Below are 20,052 nucleotides of genomic sequence, written 5' to 3'. Positions count from 1 at the left end.
CTTGTGTTAGATTAAGTTTCTAGGGGCTAAAAAAGGCTTCGCCCCCTGCAAACCAGTTTGCTTAAATTAGCGTGAGAGTATCAGTCCTGATCGCATCTCAGTCAACGCAATATCCAGTGATAACGACATTTCGCTACGAAATAGTAGGGGCAAGTTCAAGTATTCGCCCCTGCGAACCAGTTTGCTCAATTAAAACTTGAGATTATCAGTATTCATGCTGCTCTCGTCAACGTAATATACTGTATAACGACATTTCGTTAAGAAATACCAAAAATATGTATTGTTTATCAGGGTGAAATATTGCTTTGTGTAATTTCATCTGCTCAATAAGCATGCTGTTACCGATATCAAAAATTTAGTCAGAATTGCGCTTTTTATCAGATGAGCCCGAGAATAAATTGTTCGTCGTTTCATAACAAAAATAAGGTCAGCTATGAGAATCGGTGTATGAAGCTTATTGGTATTTCACCTTACGAGTGATAACGCTCATTCTCATTGAGATAGAGAATATTTTTAGAGGGCACTAGGCATCGCTAAAATCTCAACAGACCCTAGGTAGAATCAGTTTAAATGCCACACCTTCTGTTTGATTTTCAACTTCGACTGAACCACCATGCAATTGCATAATTGATTTTACAATCGCCAGACCCAAGCCACCTGTTTGAGTCCTTTTGTGCCGACTTTCATCGACTTGATAAAAGCGGTCAAATAAATGTGATAGATGTTTTTCATCAATAAATACGTTATGTGTAACAATTTTGATCACACAATCAGCATCATTCTGTTTTACCTCCAATGTAATCTCGCCTCCTTCTTTTCCATGTAAAACAGCATTACTCATTAAATTTGCAATTGCTCGCTGTATCCATATTTCATTTGCAACGATATTAAAATCATCCATGACATGGATCACTAATGACATCTCCCTTTCATCAATTAGACAATCAAAATAATCCGTAATATTTTTAATGAGTTGTTTTAGATTCACAGATTTTTTGTCTAATCCATATTCACGATGTTCTGAACGTGCAATAAAAAGCATACTTTCAATCAGTTTAGTCAGACGTTCATACTCTTCTAAATGCGAATACAATAGATTCTCTAATTCATCTGTTGTGCGAGCATGGGATAACATAATCTGTGTTTGCCCCATCAGGTTATTGAGTGGAGTTCTCAACTCATGTGCAATGTCTTCTGAAAACTGCGCTAGTTTTTGATAATCGTCCTGAATTTTATCGAGCATTTGATTCATTGCATGGCTGAGTTGTTGCACCTCAACATTGGTGGACTCTACCTCAATGCGATGATTTAATTTTTGTACATTGATTTTACTGGTCTCTGCGATCAAAACACGCATGGAACGGAACAAATAATGCCCCACCATAAAACCTAACAAACTGGATAACACGATACCTAAGCCACTATAAAATGCGACTTTCCAAAAATATTGACTGAGTATCTGATTCGCTCCATACCACTGCTGCCCTGCAATCAATTGATAATCTTGATTGCCAAACTGAATCGATTTGAAAGCAAAACGTGTTGTTGGATGATGCGTTGTATTATTGTGGTATTGAATTTGCGGAGAATAATTCAACCTAGGAATTTTAATATTTAAAGGATTAATCCGAATCAAGTCTTTGTTTGATTCTTTGACAATAAAAATACTGTCTTCATGCCCCACCATATTTTCATAAAGTTTTGGATATTTTCCTAATATATGAATGGTATGAGCATCGGTCAAAAAGACCTCCATCCGCTTGATACGAGCAGTTAATGCTTTGTCCTGTTGGGTATAAACCATTTCACGAAAGCTTTGATAAGACAAACCGCCAATACTGATAAAAACAACACAAGAAATCAGACTAAAAGCAATACTTAAACGTGAAGCTAAGGATAGTCTATTCATGATTTTCATTGTGTAAATCGACCTTATAGCCCATACCTCTAACGGTATAAATCAGCTTGGGAGCAAAATGATCATCAATCTTGGCTCTTAATCGGCGTATAGCGACATCTACCACATTGGTATCCGTCTCAAAGTTAATATTCCACACCATTGAGGCAATTTGTGTCCGTGTCAGCACTTCACCCCGATGCTGAATTAATAATTGCAGTAACACAAATTCTTTAGCCGTTAAATCAATTTTACTGTCTGCACGATAGACTTCTCGACTGAGTCGGTTCAAACTCAAATTCGCAATCTGATAAATTTCTTTTTCAACATTTGGCACACGGCGCAATAAGCTCTTGATTCGTGCCAATAACTCGACATAAGAAAAGGGTTTAATGAGGTAATCATCAGCCCCCAACTCCAAACCCCTGACTCGATCGAGTACATGGTCTTTTGCCGTGAGCATTAACACAGGCATTTTTGAAAAGGTTCGTAACGTCTGCAAAACATGCCAACCATCCAATTTCGGTAACATGACATCTAAAATCAGCAAATCAAATGCTTCGGCTTGCAAACGTGATAATCCATCTATGCCATCTTTTGCAATGGCACAGGTATATCCAGATTCTTGTAATCCCTTCGCTAAAAACTGCGCAATTTTGGATTCATCTTCAATAATTAAAATATGCATAGCACATTTTAACCCTGTTTAGTCACCTGAAAAATTACAAATCGGTAATCTAATTGTCATCATGCCAAGATTCATTTCTTCCTACCATGTATTGAGGAAATTAAGATTTTTATCACCAAGTATTCCTCTACTGATTTGGGAAAATTGAATATGGACAAAGTATTTACTCGCTTCGCATTTTCATCTTTTTTACTGGCAACTGTATCCGTAAGCTATGCTCAGGAAACGAATCATGCGGGGTATTATGTCTCGGCAAAAGTTGCTGCAGCTAAACTCAAAGCGGACAATATGGAAACTAGTTTACGTCCGGGTATTGGTCAATTTGTTGCAGGCGATGAAAAGAAAAACTTAACCAATGCATCACTTGGTTTTGGTTATGACTTTGGTAATGGCTGGCGCACGGAAGGTGAATACACCTTCAAAAATGATGCGGAATTTACCAGCGGTTCAAGCAACTTTCCGACCAGTTTTAATCATCACAAAGTAGATACTCAGCGTTTGATGCTAAATGCTTACCGTGATTTTGAAGTTTTAAACAATGTGGCGATATATGGCAATCTTGGCTTAGGTGTTGCTCATATCGAATCTTCAGGTTGGCAAGGCAACATATCTCGTCAATATCTTGCCAATACCGATACTCAGCTAGTGTATAGCGTAGGTGCAGGTGCAAGCTACAAAGCCATTCCAAACTTAAATCTTGATTTAGGTTATCGCTATGTCGATTTGGGCAAGGCTGAGAGTGGTTTAAATAACTTTGCCAATGCTCGTGGTCTACAAGATGAACAGATGAAAGCACATCTATATTCAAGCGAGTTTTATTTAGGTGCGAGATATTCATTCTAACAAGCATAAGCAAGGCACTGATCGACAGTGCCTTTTTAATACTCGGCAGGTGAATCTTTACAGATGTATTTCAGTATCTGATCACAACGTGCCTTCTACCGTTTATCTAAACGCTCATTTGGAGTTGGTACATGTATAAGTTTCTAACCGCAGCCACACTATTTTATTCAAGTGCAGTTTTTGCAGCCAATGCGAATCCGCTCAGTGTTCATGTACTTAACTTGGAGAATGGTCTGCCTGCTGCTAATGTGAGTGTGACTTTAGCCGTGCAACAAAAAGATAAATGGGTAGAAATCAATCAAGCTAAAACAGATCATAACGGACGAATTACTGCGCTCTCCCCAACTCAACAAAAATTAGTTACTGGGATTTATAAAGTGACCTTTAAAACAGGCGAATGGTTTCAACAGAACCAACAAAGTTCATTTTTCCCAGAAGTTCCTGTCATTTTTGAAGTCGATGGAACTGTTCCTCATTACCATATTCCTTTACTGCTCAGCCCGTATGGTTATTCCACCTACCGAGGCAATTGACAAAAAAGACGCTCATTCTGAGCTAATGCTAATCAGTTAAGTATTTTCAATCCTCCCCTTGCGGAGCGATGCTTCTCACCTTTTTCAAAGGAGGGAGTTTTTCGGAATTCAATACAGTGTTGAATTCAATGCTGTTCCCCTCTTTTTCAAAGAGGGGTTAGGGGAGATTTATTAATCAGTAGCTTAACTGATCAGCATTACTCATTCCGAGCCTCTTTTCTAACCACTTAGCAACTCAGCCAACGGTCAACTTTATGCTGATCTTCAACTTTTAACTCAACTGTCGTTAATGCGTTTTCACCTGCTTGCAATTCAAATTGCAAAAACTCATCACGGCGGAATGCATAAACCGTAAATGAACCTTGTTGTTTCGCATACTTCGCTAAAAGTTTCTCCGATGCTTTTACGCCATCAATTGCAATAATCACATCATTTGCGGATAAACCAGCCTGTGCAGCAGCACTATCACGACGAACATGTTGTAAGACAACACCTTCGGTTTTATCCGTTACTTTTAACCCAAACGGCAAAGCTTTATCATTTTTAAGCGTATAGCTCAAACCAAATTCTGGGAATAATTGATCTAAAGGCAATTCATCGGTGGTATTGATCAAATGATTAATTTGCTCTAGCCAATTATCACCCGTCAATTGGTTACATAAATCGAAAATAGTACGTTCATTGACTTGAATTCCCTTTTGAGTATTTTCGTATAAACAACGCATTAAGGCATCTAAGTTCGAACCACGTAAGCGTAAACCCAAATCTAAGCAAAGTGCGACTAAACTGCCTTTATTATAGTAACTTGTGCCTGCATTATTCGAGTTTTCATCCTGACGATAGAATTTAATCCATGCATCAAAACTCGATTCTGAAACGGACTGAATACAACGCCCTGGGTTTTGCAAATAACGATCAATTTGCGCTTTGAGTAGCTCTAGATATGATTTCTGAGAAATCACGCCACTACGCAATAAAATCAAGTCATCATAATAAGAGGTGAAACCTTCAAAAATCCAAAGCAAAGAGGTATAACTTTCTTTGTTTAAGTCATAATTGACGAAGTTTTCAGGACGAATAAACTTCACTAACCATGAATGAAAATATTCATGACTACAAAGACCTAAGAAACGTTGATAATCTTTAGAAGGTTCTTCTGCTTCATCTGCTTTCGGTAAATCATCACGTGGTGTAATCAAACTGGTACTATTACAATGCTCTAGACCACCATAACTATTGCCCGTTGCCATCGTCATAAAGGTATAGTTTTGGAATGGTGCAGAACCGAACATGTCAATTTCAGTCTGACAAATCTTTGCCATATCAGCTTGTAAACGCGTCAGATTCGTTGTGTGTTTACCTGAGATGACAAATTCATGTGGAATACCATTCGCTTCAAAGCTGAAACGGCTTTGCTCTGCCAATTCAAATGGACTATCAATCAATTGATCGTAGTTCTCAGCTTTTAGAGTAAAACGTCCTTTGACTAAACTTTTTGAGCTTAAACCCGTCGCAATTTGGAAATGCTTTAACTCAGCAGGTAAAAATAATTCAACTTCACACGGCGCGTGTTCTTGATCTTGTAAACCTAAGCAAACACAAGCAGGATTGACATATAAACGAGTTTGATCGACATACGCACCACGTACTGACAAATCATAAGCATAGACATCATATTCAACTGTAATCAGTTCATGGTCATTATTGAATAAGCGCCAGCGATTTTTTTCTGTTTTTTTAATGCTGAGCAACCGCCCTGCTTCATCTGATGCTTTTACCGATTCAATATGTTTTGAAAACTCTCGAATCAAATAACTGCCAGGAATCCATGTTGGTAACCAAAGCTCTTGGTTTGGATTGGCAAGAAAACGAAGCGTGACATGAATAAGATGTTGGCGATAATCGTCAAACTCAATTTGATAGTGCAACATAGTTTTAGATCATAAAAATAGGAACGGTTTCACACAGCTTAGCATTTTTTTACAAAGTCATGCGCAGATGTCTTAATTGTTGGCAAAAGTTGCTGGATTCTGCAACAAAAAAGTCATAGCATGCTTTTTTTCGCTTTTCGTGCCATTGGATCGGCTGCACAAGGTGTTCTCGTGAAATTTTTCCTCTCTCTCTTTACATTGTTTAGTCTGTTATGTGCTAACCTTACACATGCCAATTTACTCAATATCGCCCCTGAAACAGTTGAAGCACAAGCTTGGTCGATTGTAGATGCTCAATCTGGGCAAATTATTGCTGAGCATAATAGTCATGCTCAACGTGCGCCCGCCTCATTAACCAAGATGATGGTGGCTTATATTGCTTTAAAAGAAATTGAAGCAGGTAAATTACGTAAAGAAGAAGTACTCACTGCAACACCTGTCGTCAGTACAGTGATGTGGGATGAATCACAGATGTATTTAAAGGCTGGTGAACAAATTTCGGTTGATCAGCTTTTGGCTGGCTTAATTGTGATGTCTGCCAATGATGCGGCGGTTACGCTTGCTGAAAAAATTTCGGGTAGCGTTCCACAATTCGTGGCGCGTATGAACAAAGAAGCGCAAGCTTTAGGGATGAAAGATACCCATTTTAGTAATCCTGCTGGCATTACCATGGCAGACCATTATTCCACGGCGGCTGATATTAGTCTGTTAGCAAAAGCGATTGTGAAACAAACGCCTGAATATTTACATTATTCAAAAATGCCAAGCTTTAGTTATAACCAACGCTTCCATCGTGCAACCAACCTTGCATTGAAAATGGATCCAACAGCAGATGGTTTAAAAACAGGTTATACCAAGGCAGCAGGTTATAACTTAGCATTAACAGCAGAACGTCCGACACAAAATCCACATGTCGATAAACGTCGTCTAATTGTTGTGGTACTTGGTACACCTAGCGCAGTCAAGCGTGCCGAAGTCGCCCATAAATTAATGAATTTAGCCTATACCTATACCCGTGATGAAGAAGTCATCCCGAAACAAAGGCTGATTGCTGAGCTTCCAGTCATTAAATCAACCTTGAAAATATTTAAAGTTGAAACACAACAACCCACAATCGTGACAACATCTCTATACGATCAAGCGACACCAATTGATTTAAATAGTTTTGATTTACTCACACAGCGCATTCATTTGATTGATACAAATCAACAAGTTAAAACAGTTGAACCCATTCAAACGACCAATACACACGTCAACATCAAACTCAATGAGCAACATTTAACAGCACCATTAACCCAAGTCATGAGCTTGGCAACCGTGACGGTTTATCAAAATAACCAACTCATCCGTAGCTTACAGATTGAAAATAATGTGCAAATTGAAGAAGCCAATATCTTTCAAAAAATTATGATTTGGTTGACTGGTCTATTTTCATTTCTTTCAACCAATGATGTAAAAGCCGCTAAGCTTTACCCATTAAATCAAGGGTAAAAGACCAACTGTTTTTATCAAGATTAACCATACAATCTAGAAAAAAGGATGGCATAATCCAACCATCCTTTCACAAAAATAATTAGGTTAATCATGAGCAAAACCTTACATCATATCGTGATTGTGGGCGGTGGCGCAGGTGGTTTAGAGCTTGCGACACAACTCGGCGAACGTTTTGGCAGGAAAAATAAAGCCAAAATTACGCTCGTTGACCAAAACCTCACACATATATGGAAACCACTGCTTCACGAAATTGCCGCCGGCTCTCTCAATCCTCACGAAGAACAAACCAACTATTTTGCTCACGCAGAGAAACACGATTTTGAGTTCATTCTCGGAACTTTAATCGAGGTAGATAAAAACCAAAAGCAAATTACCATTTCCCCTCCTCAACTCTCTAAAGAACATATCCCTGTTATACAAAATTTAAGTTATGACACACTCATCCTCGCTGTCGGTTCTGTATCGAATGACTTCGGTACTGAGGGTGTACGTGAACATTGCCATTTCTTAGATAGCCGCAAACAAGCCGATATCTTTCAACAAGATTTGTTCCACCTCTATATTGAAGCGCAGAACCAAGCAACTGAGCGTGCCTTAAATATTGGTATTGTTGGTGCAGGTGCGACAGGTGTTGAATTAGCGGCTGAACTGATTGAAACCACGAAGAACTTTTATCGCTATGGGTTAAAGAAAATTAATCCGAAGCAAGTTAAGATTACCTTGATCGAAGCCTCAGATCGTATCTTGCCTGCACTCAATGAAAAAACGGCTGCACATAGTACGAAACAATTACAAAAAATGGGCATCGACATTCTGACGCAACATAAAGTGCAAAAAGTCGATGAATCAAATGTCTATTTTAGCAATGGTCATGTCTTGCATTCGGACATTACCGTATGGGCAGCAGGCGTCAAAGCACCTAAAGTACTCGAATCATTCACAGATTTTAAACGCGACAAGATTAATCGTTTGATGGTCTACGCCACACTACAAACTTACTCTGATCCAAATGTGTTTGCCTTTGGTGACTGCGCAAACTGTCAACTCGATGCACGTCAGCCACCACTCGGTCCACGTGCCCAAGTTGCCAGTCAGCAAGCAACCTTCTTAGTCGATGCCATGGCCGCACGTTTATCAAGCGCTCAACAACCTATGTTTAGTTTCAGTGACAAAGGTTCTTTGGTTTCTTTAAGCCGTAATCAAGCCGTTGGAGAATTACTGGGTGATGTGAGTGTGCAAGGGTTTATTGCCAAAACCATGTATGTTTCTTTGTATCGACTACATCAAGCCAATATTCATGGTTATACCCAAGCAGGAATGCTCACCATGAAAGATTTCCTCACACGTCGCGTCCGCCCAAAAATTAAACTTTATTGAGTTGAAATTTTCAATTTCGTTCCTATCTATAACGAAATAGTTTCAAAAAGTGGAAAATAGTCAACAAAACCTATTTTTCACTTTATGATATACACCTAAATTGATTGAATGGATCAAACAAAATGACTGCTATTGCACTTAACCACGTGGTTTCATTCCACTACACTTTAACAAACGCTGAGGGTGAAACACTTGATCAATCTCAAGGTGAACCACTTGCATATTTGCACGGTGCGGGCAACATCATTCCTGGTTTAGAAAATGCGCTTACTGGCAAAACTGTTGGCGAAAAATTCACAGTAAATGTTCCAGCTGCTGAAGGTTATGGCGAATACAACCCAGACCTCGTACAAGAAGTTCCAGCTCAAATGTTCCAAGGTGTAGATAACATCCAACCTGGTATGCAATTCCAAGCTCAAACTGATGATGGCGTACAAATCGTAACCGTTAAAGCAGTTGAAGGCGACAACATTGTTGTTGATGCAAACTTCCCACTTGCTGGTCAAGATTTAACATTTGAAGTTGAAATCGTTGAAATCCGTGATGCTTCTCAAGAAGAATTAGATCATGGTCACGTTCACGGTGCAGGTGGTCACCACCACTAATTCATTTTTTGAATTAGATAAGAAAAAGCAAAGCCTCGGCTTTGCTTTTTCTTCACATGGACATCAGTAAAATAAGAAAATTACTTCGCTTCGTGCTAATCAATTGAGTGGTTCTTATCTTATGTCTAACGTTTATCAACTGATTTGGTTTCGCCAAGATTTAAGAATCCATGATCATGTAGCATTATGGCAAGCGACTCAGGCAGGTTCATGTATTGCAATCGTTGTATTATCGCCTGAGCAATGGCAACAACATGATGATGCTCCGATTAAAATCGAATTTTATCTCCGCCAACTACAAGAATTAAAACAACAACTGGATACACTGAATATCCCATTAATCGTTCAGACCATTCCATTATGGAAAGATATTGCCAAATTCTTTTTAGATTTAATCCAACTCATCAATTTCCAACATATTTATGCCAATATTGAAGTTGGTGTTCATGAACTTAAACGTGATGCTGATGTACAAAAACAGCTAAATCATCATCAAAAAGAACTTGTGCTTTTTCATGATCGGACATTGTTCCCAATTGCCTCGATACGCAATCAATCAAACTTACCCTACCAAGTTTTTGGTGCATTTAAAAAAACCTGCTACCAACGCTTACAGCATGGCTTGCCTCAATGTTATCCAATTCCTGAAATTCAACAGCCGATTGAATTAGATTTATCATCTTTAACACAGACAAATCTGCATCAACTCCAACTCAAATATGCTGAAAAAACCAAGCAAACAAAGATGTCCGTTTGGAAAATTGGTGAACTACATGCGCTTCATTTATTAGATCACTTCGTCAATGAGCGTCTAAACGACTATAAAGTATCTCGGGATATTCCTTCGATATCAGGTACTAGCCAACTTTCTGCATATTTAAATATTGGCATACTCTCAATTCGCCAATGTATTCAAGCCTTGTTTCGACAACAGCATGGTGACTTTATTATTCAATCTGAAGGTCAACAAACTTGGCTCGATGAACTTCTATGGCGTGAATTCTACCAACATATTTTATTTGATTTTCCTCAAGTTTCTAAACATTTACCGTTCAAGGCTGCAACCCAACGGATTGATTGGCGTGATGACCGAGTTGGTTTGGAAAAATGGCAACAAGGTCAGACAGGGATTCCTATTGTCGATGCAGGTATGCGTCAACTCCTTGCAACAGGCTGGATGCATAATCGAGTTCGTATGATCTGTGCCATGTTTCTAACGAAAAATCTATTGATTGATTGGCGTAAAGGCGAACAATGGTTTATGCAGCATTTGATTGATGGTGACTTAGCTGCCAATAATGGAGGCTGGCAATGGTGTGCTTCTACTGGTACGGATGCTGTTCCCTACTTTCGCGTGTTTAACCCTGTCAGCCAATCACAAAAATTTGATCCAAACGGTGATTATATTCGTCGATGGGTGCCAGAACTTGCTCATTTAGATGCTAAAACAATTCATGAACCTTATCTAAAAGATTTAACTCGAAATTTAAATTATCCCAAACCAATTGTTGATCTAAAAATGAGTAGAGTACGTGCTATAGAAGCTTTTCAATCATATCTCTAACATCATGTCACCCAGTTGATTTGCTGAGTTATCATTTTTTAAGCGTAAAAATAAACAATTCATACTGTATGTTACTGTTTATAAAATCATTTCACCAAATCAATAACAATAAAACAATCAAACGCGCAGTAATATGGTGCTAAGTTAATCAGAAAACACTTTTATTAAAATAAAATTGCTATGCAAAAAAATCCAGCACCAGCCCTCGTCTTATGGATTATCGCAGCTCAAGTCTTTATGGGTATTGTTGCTTATGAGTGGCTGCCTGCCAGTTATCGAGGAAGCTGGATTTTTTTGCTCATGTTACTGATCTCAGGTGCATTTCTAAATATTGGTTCAGCATTACAGGTTGGTCTGATTGCATTTATCAGCATGGCCGTTTATTTCTCACTTGATTTAGCCAATCAGACTTATATCGAAAGACAATTATTACTATTATTTGTTATTCCTATGGCTCCGATATTTTTAAGTGCAATACGCCATAATATTCAAAATGCTTTGAAAAGTTTTCGTGCGATTCAAAGTTATGATCGTAATTATCAACATGATATTTTACCTCTCACCGCATTAGCACACTTTCAAGCTGAACTCAGAAAACTCTTACAACTGACACACAAAGATCACTATAAAGTCATTACAACACAAATCACCAATACGGTTCTGATCCGAGAAATGCTAGGTGAAGATGTTTGGAAAGAAACACAGAACAAAATCATGGAGATTTTATCTACTGAACGTGACAGTGTGATTTACCATTTTATTGACGAAGAACTTAGTGAAATCAAAAGTATTGTCATTCATGAACCAGAAAAGGATGAAGATCAAGCTTACCCTTTGTGTATTCAACAGCTACAAGAGCTTGGCGTATTAAAACTCAAGGTTGAACAGCATATTGAATCTCTATCTCCAATCACAATGGAGGTCTTTTAAATGTCTGTTATTTTGAATATTTGTGGGATGCTGATTGCAACACCTCATTTTCCTGACGCAACGCTACAGGAATTTTACCAACAGTATTACCATTGCCAAATTGAGCGTAGTAGCGCAGATGCATCGACACAAGTTCAATCTGCATCGGCAGTCCCCCAATTATTTCCACAGACGTCAACTTGGTGGCCCATTTTCACGGTAGACCAATTACAATCAGAAAGTTTTAGAAACCTAATTGAGCATGGTGTTAAACCAGGCGTCATTCTGCCTAATGAATATTTTAGTGTCCTGAATTATTATAAAATTAAAAAAGCAGTCAATGAGGGAGCGATTCCGATTGCTATTTACCAAATGAAGCATTCCAAATATTTCGCGGCAAAAGCGACCTTTTCAACAGCAATTGGTCTAAGACCTTTGGCAGCCATTATTCAAACAGGCTGGGATGAAAATATTATTGCCCAACCTGCAGGAAATTACATCATTCAGCCTAAAAACCCAAATGAGTTAAATATCCCTGCTCGTGTCATTCAACATCACCAACATTACTTTTATCAAGCAACTACCGATATATCACAAAATGCTGGATATCAGATTATTGTGAATCCTCCAATTGATCTACCACTAGATCATATCCGTTATCCTCATTTTGGAATTTCGTGGACACTCAATAATATCGACTATAGAAGTACACCTGATCAAGTAGAAACCAATATTTTTGGCTACGCGATGATCGCCATGAGTACTGTGATTATTCCTTTAGATTATATCCTTTCAACACGTTACCCAAGTTTATTGAGTACTTTCGGTAGCTCAATCTCATGGATTTCACTCTTACTTGGATGCACATTATTACTGATTCTGATTATTTCTATTTTCCGTAGGAGAAGAATAAATGCCCGCAATTGATATTCTTTTCTTATTTGGTTTTTTAGGTATCTGGATTCCTCAGGCATTTTGGGCATGGTTAAGTTTCCAAGCATGGAAGTATTCCAAAAATGCAGCAATAGAATTAGAAAACCTCCCCATACCTGAACGCTGGCCTATTCTCAGTGTTTTAATTCCAGCCTATAACGAAGGTGTTGTGATCGAAGAGACCTTACATGCGATTGCACAACAGGATTACCCTGCACACGCCTATGAAGTTTTACTGATTAATGACGGCTCTAAAGACAATACCTTAGAAATTGCAGAGCGGATGGCGGCAATTTATCCATGCATTAAAATTGTCAATGTCCCTAAAGGTATGGGGGGAAAAGGTAAATCTCGAACCTTAAATAATGGCTTACCCCATGCACAAGGTGAACTGATCGTTGTTTATGATGCAGATAGTACCCCTGAACCAGACTGTGTGAGGCTGCTTGCTCAAACCTTATTGGCAGACAAAAAACTCGTTGCGGTCAACGGTAAAGTTCGCACCCGTAACTGGCGCGACAGTATGCTGACCCGTTTTATTGCCATTGAATTTATTTTTTTCCAGTGGATTTTCCAAGGTGGTCGTTGGCAACGCTTTGAGCTATCAACACTCATGGGTACCAACTATGTGATTTGGCGAGATGCTCTTGAAACACTTGGCGGCTTCGATGAAAAATCCTTAGTAGATGACACTGAAATGAGCTTTAGAATTTTTCTTGGGCAAAAGCGCATCAAGTGGGTTCCCTATGCCGTTGGTTGGCAACAAGATCCTCCATCTCTCAGTATCTTTATCAAACAGCGCTCTCGTTGGACACAAGGAAACTTTTATGTCACCAGTAAATATTTACCAGTTGCCTTAAGAAAACCCTTTCCAATTGGTGTTGAAATTTTTAATAACATTATGTGTTATGTGTTGTTTGTACCTGCACTGATTTGGAGTCATATCACCCTCACTCTAGGTGTTTTGGGTATCGCAGGCATTAGCCTTCCAGGACCATTTACCTTGCTTTGGGGCTTATCATTTTGTTTATATGTTGCACAAATGTGGTTTACCTTGTCTCTGGAAAGGGCTAAACCTCAACTATATTTCTTCTCAGTTCTATCCTATGTAACCTATTCCCAAATATTTTTATTCATTGTTTTCAAAGCTGCTTTTGACATGCTGAAAAATAAAATACAAGGAAATTCATTACAGTGGTACAAAACTGAACGTCGCAAAGAGAGAAAATAAATGAAAATTAAACGATTCACTCACTCTAGTTTAAAGCTTCTTCTCACAAGTGCCGCCCTCTCTTTGCCTGTATTTACCCTAGCTGACACATGGAATACGTGGACTTTTAATAATATCAATACCTCAAATAAATATACGATAGAACCTCATTTCTTTTATGTGGGTAAAGGCTCTGAATGGAAAAACATCCGTTTTACCAGTGAATACTCCACCGAGCACTTTACAACTCTATTGGTTAAATACGATGATAAACTTATTTATAACACCACATTGAATGGCTCTGGGGAACTAGATTTCAACATTCCTGCGAGTCAAAGTGGTTTTCATCGACTTGACTTTATTATACAACAGTATTCTCCACCAACCTCTCCAGCAGCAGACCGAACTACTTTCTGTAGTGAAGATGTCGATCAAGTGACTTATCTCAATCATTCTCAAATCGATTATTTAAGACATCGACCTGTCTATAAATTAAAAGATTTACCTGATGCACTTTTCAACCCACAGATTGTTCGACCCACACCCTTTATTGGTGTAATCAAGTTCAATCAAACTAATATGAATGAAGCATCCATGTTAGGACGCTTAATTAGTGCTTGGAACTCAGCAACACCAATTCAGTGGTATGAACAAAATGCCCCTGTAGACCAAGCAGCAAACTTTTTTATCGAGATTAGTAAATCTGCAACAGCATTACCGAATGGTACTTTAGTACAAATTAGCGCTCAAAATGAAATCCCAACACTACGCATTCAGTATGATCAACCTGAAAAACTCGTATCAGCAATCAATGGTTTATTAAATACGGATTATTTACAGCAACTTGATACATCAGCAACCTTTCTGCCCAATAAACTGGCTGCACCGACTTGGGCACAACTCAAAGAGATTAAAACACTTGCTGATCTAGGCATTAATGATTTCCGACTCAATCAAGCCGAGAAAAACTTATTTTTAGCTTTCCCTGCAGTTTGGCAACCGACTGATATTTTACAAGGTCAAATTGCACTTCGCGTACAAAGTGGCTTATTAGAAGGCTCAAATATTACGACTTGGATTGATGGTGGGCTTGCAGGTAGTCTTAAAACAGCAAATTTAGATTCTGATCCAGTCAATAGACAATTTAATTACTTTGCGAAAACTATTTCGAATAGTACAACATTTGACATGAAGCTAGAAAACTCGGTGATTGTAAATGCTCAGTGTTTGCCGAATGCCAAAGGCTCAATATGGATTGATACTAAAAAATCTACCGTTAAACTCCCACATAAACTCAAAAATGGCATTGCAACATTGTCTATGAACTTTGCAACTCATCCAACCATTGCAATTGATAACAATTCAGGCAGTTTAGAAATGGCTATCGCAATTAGCCAAACTGCAAAAAGAATGCTAATGACCAACAGCCCAATTCCGCTTGAACTTGTTAAAGTGGATACAGCCAAACCAGAAGTACTGAATATACAAGTCAATCCGAATATCTATCGTCAGCAAGTCCTGATGCATCCTGACATTCTGTATGCACCTGCAACAGCACGTGGTTTTTTGGTCAGTTTTCATGATCAACGCTTTGATATCGTGACTGACTCTGTAGAAGGCGCACAAAATTTCACCAAACTTTGGGAAAAAATTCAAACTAAGATTCCAAATAATGCAAGTAAAATTTTGATCGCAGAAAATGGACAAATTTTTACCTTGCAGAAAATTATTGTCGGCAATCAAAAAGCGCCATTGGTGCAGCAATCCTCTTTCTTTATCCTGATCATGACGATCTCTGCTATCATGATCTTAGCAATCTTGCTTTGGTATTGGCGAAAACGACTGAATGATCAAAAAAAGGCTGAATAAATTAACATCAATTCTAATCAGTTTAACTATAGCGACTTTATTGTTAGTCGGTGGTTGCGTACACCATATTGAAACAGATTTACATGCCCCTCAAATTGAAGGAATGTTTTGGCAGCCAGATTTAGCAACGACTGTCCCTAAAGGAAACTGGGACTTGTTAGGGGTAACGACTTTCGTTCCTCAATGGTCAGTCGTTGAATCTAAATCTTGGTTTGATCATGATATAAACTTTCCAAAATGGGAAAAAAATATAAATCTTCAACAACTTAATCAAGAACCGTGGGCAAAAAATATTATTCTAGGTTTAGCAGGTGAATATAATGAAAAAATTGCTCGGTCTAATGTATTAACCCTTGCCGATGACTCCAAACAAATTATTGAAAAGACAAAATCCATTCCCTTAAAAGGCTATTACTTACCAATCGAAGCTGACCCAACATGGTTATGTGTAGACGATCTCGCCAAAGCCATTCGAACGCTACCAAAACCAATCTGGGTCAGTATTTACAGTGCGGAACAAACGCCAAAACACTTAGATGCATGGTTAAAAAGTTGGTTACCACCTCAAACTGGCGTATTTTTTCAAGATGGTGTCGGTGTTGGCACTCGATCACCTCAAGAGGCAAGAGCAACATTAGATGAGCTACAAAAAGAATTTGGCAAAGAAAATGTGATTATTGTTTTAGAAGCTTTTAGACCTGTTAAAGAAGGCAAATTTCGTTCTGCCTACCCTTGGGAAGTGATTGAACAACTCAAAGCATACGAAGGGCAAAAAGTTTACATATTTGACGGCCCACATTATATGAACCGTGTCACTGTTTATGCCGTCGCTTTATGGTATCAACTCAAATATGGCTCACCTTTGAAAACCACGACATAAATGAAAATGATTCGACTTGAATCATGGTTAAAACCATCAAACTAGGCTTGAGCAATCTGATCTAAAATCCGTTGTGATGCTTTACCATCCCCAAACGGATTTGGTGCATGCGCCATAGCCGTATAATGCACTTGATCCATCAGCAATCTTTCGGCTTCCCTCACAATTTTTTCTTGATCTGTTCCCACTAAAATTCCAGCACCAACCGTGACAACTTCAGGGCGCTCAGTCGTTTCACGTAAGATTAAAACAGGTTTGTGGAATGATGGACTTTCCTCTTGGATACCACCTGAATCCGTCAAAATAAACTCAGCACGATCAATCACCGCCAATAAACTTGGATAATCTAAAGGTTGCACCAAATGTATTTGCGCATGCGCTGCGAACTGAGCATAAACCACATCATGTACCGCAGGATTTAAATGAACAGGCCAAACAAAATGCACATTTGCATGTTGATGAGCTAAATATTCAACAGCATTACAAATATTTTGAATACCTTCGCCGAAGTTCTCACGACGATGTGCTGTAATGAGTATCACACGGGCATCTTTTGGAAAATTTAAACCCTGTTGTTGCCATTGATTGGGTTGTGTACGTTGTTGATGGATTAAATCTCGACCTAGATAAACTGCATCCACAACAGTATTACCTGTCACCGTTATCGCATCAGATGGAATATTTTCAAGAAGTAAGTTTTGTTTCGATTGCTCAGTAGGTGCAAAATGCCATGTACTGATTCTGGACACTAACTGTCGATTTCCTTCTTCAGGAAATGGGTGATCTAAATCATAGGAACGCAAACCAGCTTCCACATGAGCAACAGGGATTTTCATTGAAAATGCAACTAAACCAGCAGCAAGAACTGTAGTTGTATCACCTTGAATGATCACTGCATCACGCTGTTTTCCGTCATTAAAAATATTTTCTAATTGGCTTAAGCCCTGTATTAATAATTGATTTAGGCTTTGCCCTGCATTCATCATTTTTAAACGATGATCTATTTTTATTTGAAAGAACTCAATAGCATCTCGAACAAGTTCATCATGCTGCCCCGTGAAAATAACTTCAACTTGAAAACGTGTATCTTGTTGAGCCAATAAAATAACAGGGGCTAATTTAATCAACTCAGGTCGAGTTCCAAACACAATCGATATTAATTTTTTCATTCTTAGAAATCCTTATAAAACACCAGTTCTGTGCGCGTGTTGTTATAATTCTCAGTGCCATCAGACAAAGCATTTTTAAAATAATCACCATACAAACGTTCGACCCTTAATTTTACGGGGACATAATTGAATGGTTGCCAAGCCACACCAACACCATATTCAAATAAGTTATTGTAATTTTCACCTTTGGAATCGGCTAAAGTATGTAGTTTGCCATATGCTTGGACTGTACCTGCTTCGCCACGATAGACATTTAAACCAGAACGTAATCTGAGATCGGCAATCACGTTATAGTCTTCACGTGAGTAGCTCGCAACATTGCCATATAGATCAGTAAAATAATCATTCCACACTGTACGCTGTTCGATGCTTGGGTTGGCATACCATTCTTGATAGCCTGTCACACCACCAACAACACTCTCACGGAATTTATCACGATTACGATCAATCAAATCATAACTACCACCAACTTCTAAGTATGCGCGAATCGGTAGAGATTGCCACGGCTGATAATTTGCCCCGACACCGACTGTAACCACATTCTCATCAATAATTTCTGGGCGCACGCCACCTTTTGACTTTGTGTCACGATTCAAATTTAAGAAACCATAAACTTGCGCTCGTCCACCCTCTAAATTTTTACCATAACGCATTTTTAGCGGAAAAATGAAATCGTCATAACGAGACTCATAAGATGGCGCAAAATAAATATCTTTAAAGGTTGATTTAACAGTTGAACCACTTAAATTTCGCACAGCTTGTTGTGCCTTAGTGGCAATTTCAGCATCAGATGAAGTGCTTAAATTTTTAAAAATCACCAATGCTTCAGTATTTCTATTTTGTTGATTAAGCAGATAAGCTTCTTGTAATTTTAACTGTTGATCTTGGGGTGCAAGTAGCTCAGCTTTACGAACATTTTTGATCGCCTCATTTGGCTTATTCAAACGAATTTGCAGATAAGTCAAACTCTTCCAAACCTTAATATCTTGTGGTGTAAGTTGCCCAAGCTCCACCAGAATCTTTTCAGCATCTTCAGGCTGATCTTGCTCAATTTTATAAAATTTATCCCAACGATCATAAATTGGGTGACCAGGCTTATATGCCGCATCACCTTCTTTTACAAAATCGAGTTCCGCACTGACCGCATGCTGTAGAGGAAACATAACACCAAGAATAAAGAGTGTATGGATCAACAGCTTATTTTTCGAATTATTCATCGCAGATCTCAGCTCAAAAATACCAATAAGATTGGCGTATAAAAAACCCATTTCATTCAAATTAAAAGTATTCAACTATTCACATATAATAACTAAATCACTATGGTGCTATCGTTAAAATAAGTTACTTTATAAGTAAGTTAAGTTGATGAATCGTCATAAAATTCTGACAAGAATGATTCTTCCATTTATCCCGATGATTGCTTTTATTTTCATAAGAAGAGATCAATTATGTCTTTGTCACATCACCCAGAACTCCATGTCATTCAACGCTCAGGATGGCTTCGTGCAGCAGTGCTTGGCGCAAATGATGGCATCATTTCTGTCACAAGTTTAATTATGGGGATGGCAGCAAGTGGTGCGAGTTCACAAACATTGTTAGTCACCTGTATTGCAGGGCTTATTTCTGGTGCAACCTCGATGGCAGCAGGAGAATATATTTCGGTTAAATCTCAAGAAGATATTGAAAAATCAGACTTAAAATTTGAAGCAAGAGAACTTGAAAAAAACCCACATGCGGAACTTAAAGAGCTGACAGAAATTTATATTGCGAGAGGTTTAAACCCTGAATTGGCACATGAAGTTGCCACTCAACTAACTGAACATGATGCACTCGGAGCACATGCACGAGATGAAATTGGTATCCATGAAAATACTGCGGCAAATCCTATTCAAGCCGCACTCTCTTCCGCAGCGTCCTTTTCCTGTGGTGCTGTACTTCCAATGCTTGCCATCTTACTCAGCCCAAGCACTTGGGTGGCACGTTCAGTTTTAATTACAGGTATCGTGTCATTGGCATTATTGGGTGCATTATCCAGTTATTTTGCTCGAACCTCGATGCTCAAAGGCAGTTTACGGATTACTTTATGGGGTATTCTTGCAATGGCATTTTCAAGTTGGGTCGGCTCGCTCTTCCACGTGGCAGCCATTTAA

General features: G+C 38.6%; 17 protein-coding genes. 12 read left to right on the top strand and 5 right to left on the bottom strand.

Annotated features, from left to right (window positions below; all coding sequences use genetic code 11):
* Nucleotides 1-541: 541 nt before the first annotated feature.
* Both MMP60_RS06930 and MMP60_RS06925 read right to left on the bottom strand, forming a co-directional pair.
* On the bottom strand, nt 542-1,918 hold the full coding sequence (locus MMP60_RS06930; protein WP_241335588.1) for a heavy metal sensor histidine kinase: 1,377 nt from the start codon (nt 1,916-1,918) through the stop codon (nt 542-544).
* Complete coding sequence (locus tag MMP60_RS06925) at nt 1,902-2,585, bottom strand: heavy metal response regulator transcription factor (RefSeq protein WP_241335587.1); 684 nt, start codon at nt 2,583-2,585, stop codon at nt 1,902-1,904. Before MMP60_RS06925 ends, MMP60_RS06930 begins: the two co-directional genes overlap by 17 nt.
* 150 nt (nt 2,586-2,735) lie before the next feature.
* Between MMP60_RS06925 and MMP60_RS06920 the strand changes: the two genes are divergently transcribed.
* A complete protein-coding gene (locus MMP60_RS06920) occupies nt 2,736-3,428 on the top strand; it encodes an outer membrane beta-barrel protein (protein ID WP_241335586.1) in 693 nt (230 codons plus the stop codon).
* Nucleotides 3,429-3,559: 131 nt separating this feature from the next.
* Nucleotides 3,560-3,961 carry a hydroxyisourate hydrolase gene (uraH, locus tag MMP60_RS06915; protein WP_241335585.1) on the top strand — a complete coding sequence of 134 codons (402 nt, stop codon included), beginning with the start codon at nt 3,560-3,562 and terminating at the stop codon, nt 3,959-3,961.
* A gap of 227 nt (nt 3,962-4,188) precedes the next feature.
* Here uraH and MMP60_RS06910 read toward each other — a convergent pair whose 3' ends face one another.
* Nucleotides 4,189-5,892 carry a PDZ domain-containing protein gene (locus MMP60_RS06910; RefSeq protein WP_241335584.1) on the bottom strand — a complete coding sequence of 568 codons (1,704 nt, stop codon included), beginning with the start codon at nt 5,890-5,892 and terminating at the stop codon, nt 4,189-4,191.
* Between the two features lie 171 nt (nt 5,893-6,063).
* Between MMP60_RS06910 and MMP60_RS06905 the strand changes: the two genes are divergently transcribed.
* From MMP60_RS06905 to MMP60_RS06865, 9 genes are all read left to right on the top strand, one after another.
* Nucleotides 6,064-7,383: a D-alanyl-D-alanine carboxypeptidase PBP6B gene (locus MMP60_RS06905; RefSeq protein WP_241335742.1), complete on the top strand. Its 1,320-nt coding sequence runs from the start codon at nt 6,064-6,066 to the stop codon at nt 7,381-7,383.
* Nucleotides 7,384-7,476: 93 nt separating this feature from the next.
* Nucleotides 7,477-8,763, top strand: coding sequence for an NAD(P)/FAD-dependent oxidoreductase (locus tag MMP60_RS06900; RefSeq protein WP_241335583.1), 1,287 nt, complete (start codon nt 7,477-7,479; stop codon nt 8,761-8,763).
* A gap of 122 nt (nt 8,764-8,885) precedes the next feature.
* A complete protein-coding gene (locus tag MMP60_RS06895) occupies nt 8,886-9,368 on the top strand; it encodes a peptidylprolyl isomerase (RefSeq protein ID WP_241335582.1) in 483 nt (160 codons plus the stop codon).
* Nucleotides 9,369-9,489: 121 nt separating this feature from the next.
* A complete protein-coding gene (locus tag MMP60_RS06890) occupies nt 9,490-10,932 on the top strand; it encodes a deoxyribodipyrimidine photo-lyase (protein WP_241335581.1) in 1,443 nt (480 codons plus the stop codon).
* A gap of 180 nt (nt 10,933-11,112) precedes the next feature.
* Nucleotides 11,113-11,862: a hypothetical protein gene (locus MMP60_RS06885; protein WP_241335580.1), complete on the top strand. Its 750-nt coding sequence runs from the start codon at nt 11,113-11,115 to the stop codon at nt 11,860-11,862.
* Nucleotides 11,863-12,768: a hypothetical protein gene (locus MMP60_RS06880; RefSeq protein WP_241335579.1), complete on the top strand. Its 906-nt coding sequence runs from the start codon at nt 11,863-11,865 to the stop codon at nt 12,766-12,768.
* Entirely contained in the window at nt 12,755-14,005 is a 1,251-nt protein-coding gene (locus MMP60_RS06875) for a glycosyltransferase (RefSeq protein ID WP_241335578.1), read from the top strand. Before MMP60_RS06880 ends, MMP60_RS06875 begins: the two co-directional genes overlap by 14 nt.
* Nucleotides 14,006-15,853, top strand: a complete 1,848-nt coding sequence (locus tag MMP60_RS06870; RefSeq protein WP_241335577.1) for a hypothetical protein — start codon at nt 14,006-14,008, stop codon at nt 15,851-15,853.
* On the top strand, nt 15,831-16,733 hold the full coding sequence (locus tag MMP60_RS06865) for a hypothetical protein (RefSeq protein ID WP_241335576.1): 903 nt from the start codon (nt 15,831-15,833) through the stop codon (nt 16,731-16,733). Before MMP60_RS06870 ends, MMP60_RS06865 begins: the two co-directional genes overlap by 23 nt.
* A 41-nt stretch (nt 16,734-16,774) precedes the next feature.
* Here MMP60_RS06865 and wecB read toward each other — a convergent pair whose 3' ends face one another.
* Nucleotides 16,775-17,902 (bottom strand): UDP-N-acetylglucosamine 2-epimerase (non-hydrolyzing), encoded by a 1,128-nt coding sequence (gene wecB, locus MMP60_RS06860; protein ID WP_241335575.1) that lies wholly within the window; start codon nt 17,900-17,902, stop codon nt 16,775-16,777.
* Nucleotides 17,903-17,904: 2 nt separating this feature from the next.
* The gene (locus MMP60_RS06855; protein ID WP_241335574.1) at nt 17,905-19,119 is read right to left on the bottom strand and encodes a hypothetical protein; all 1,215 of its coding nucleotides are present in this window, start codon (nt 19,117-19,119) and stop codon (nt 17,905-17,907) included.
* A 231-nt stretch (nt 19,120-19,350) separates the two neighbouring features.
* Here MMP60_RS06855 and MMP60_RS06850 point away from each other — a divergent pair, with 231 nt between their 5' ends.
* Nucleotides 19,351-20,052 carry a VIT family protein gene (locus MMP60_RS06850; protein WP_241335573.1) on the top strand — a complete coding sequence of 234 codons (702 nt, stop codon included), beginning with the start codon at nt 19,351-19,353 and terminating at the stop codon, nt 20,050-20,052.

Origin of the sequence: Acinetobacter sp. ANC 4805 (assembly GCF_022549495.1) — a bacterium.
Lineage (GTDB): Bacteria > Pseudomonadota > Gammaproteobacteria > Pseudomonadales > Moraxellaceae > Acinetobacter.
This window is presented reverse-complemented; position numbering and strand designations above follow the sequence as displayed.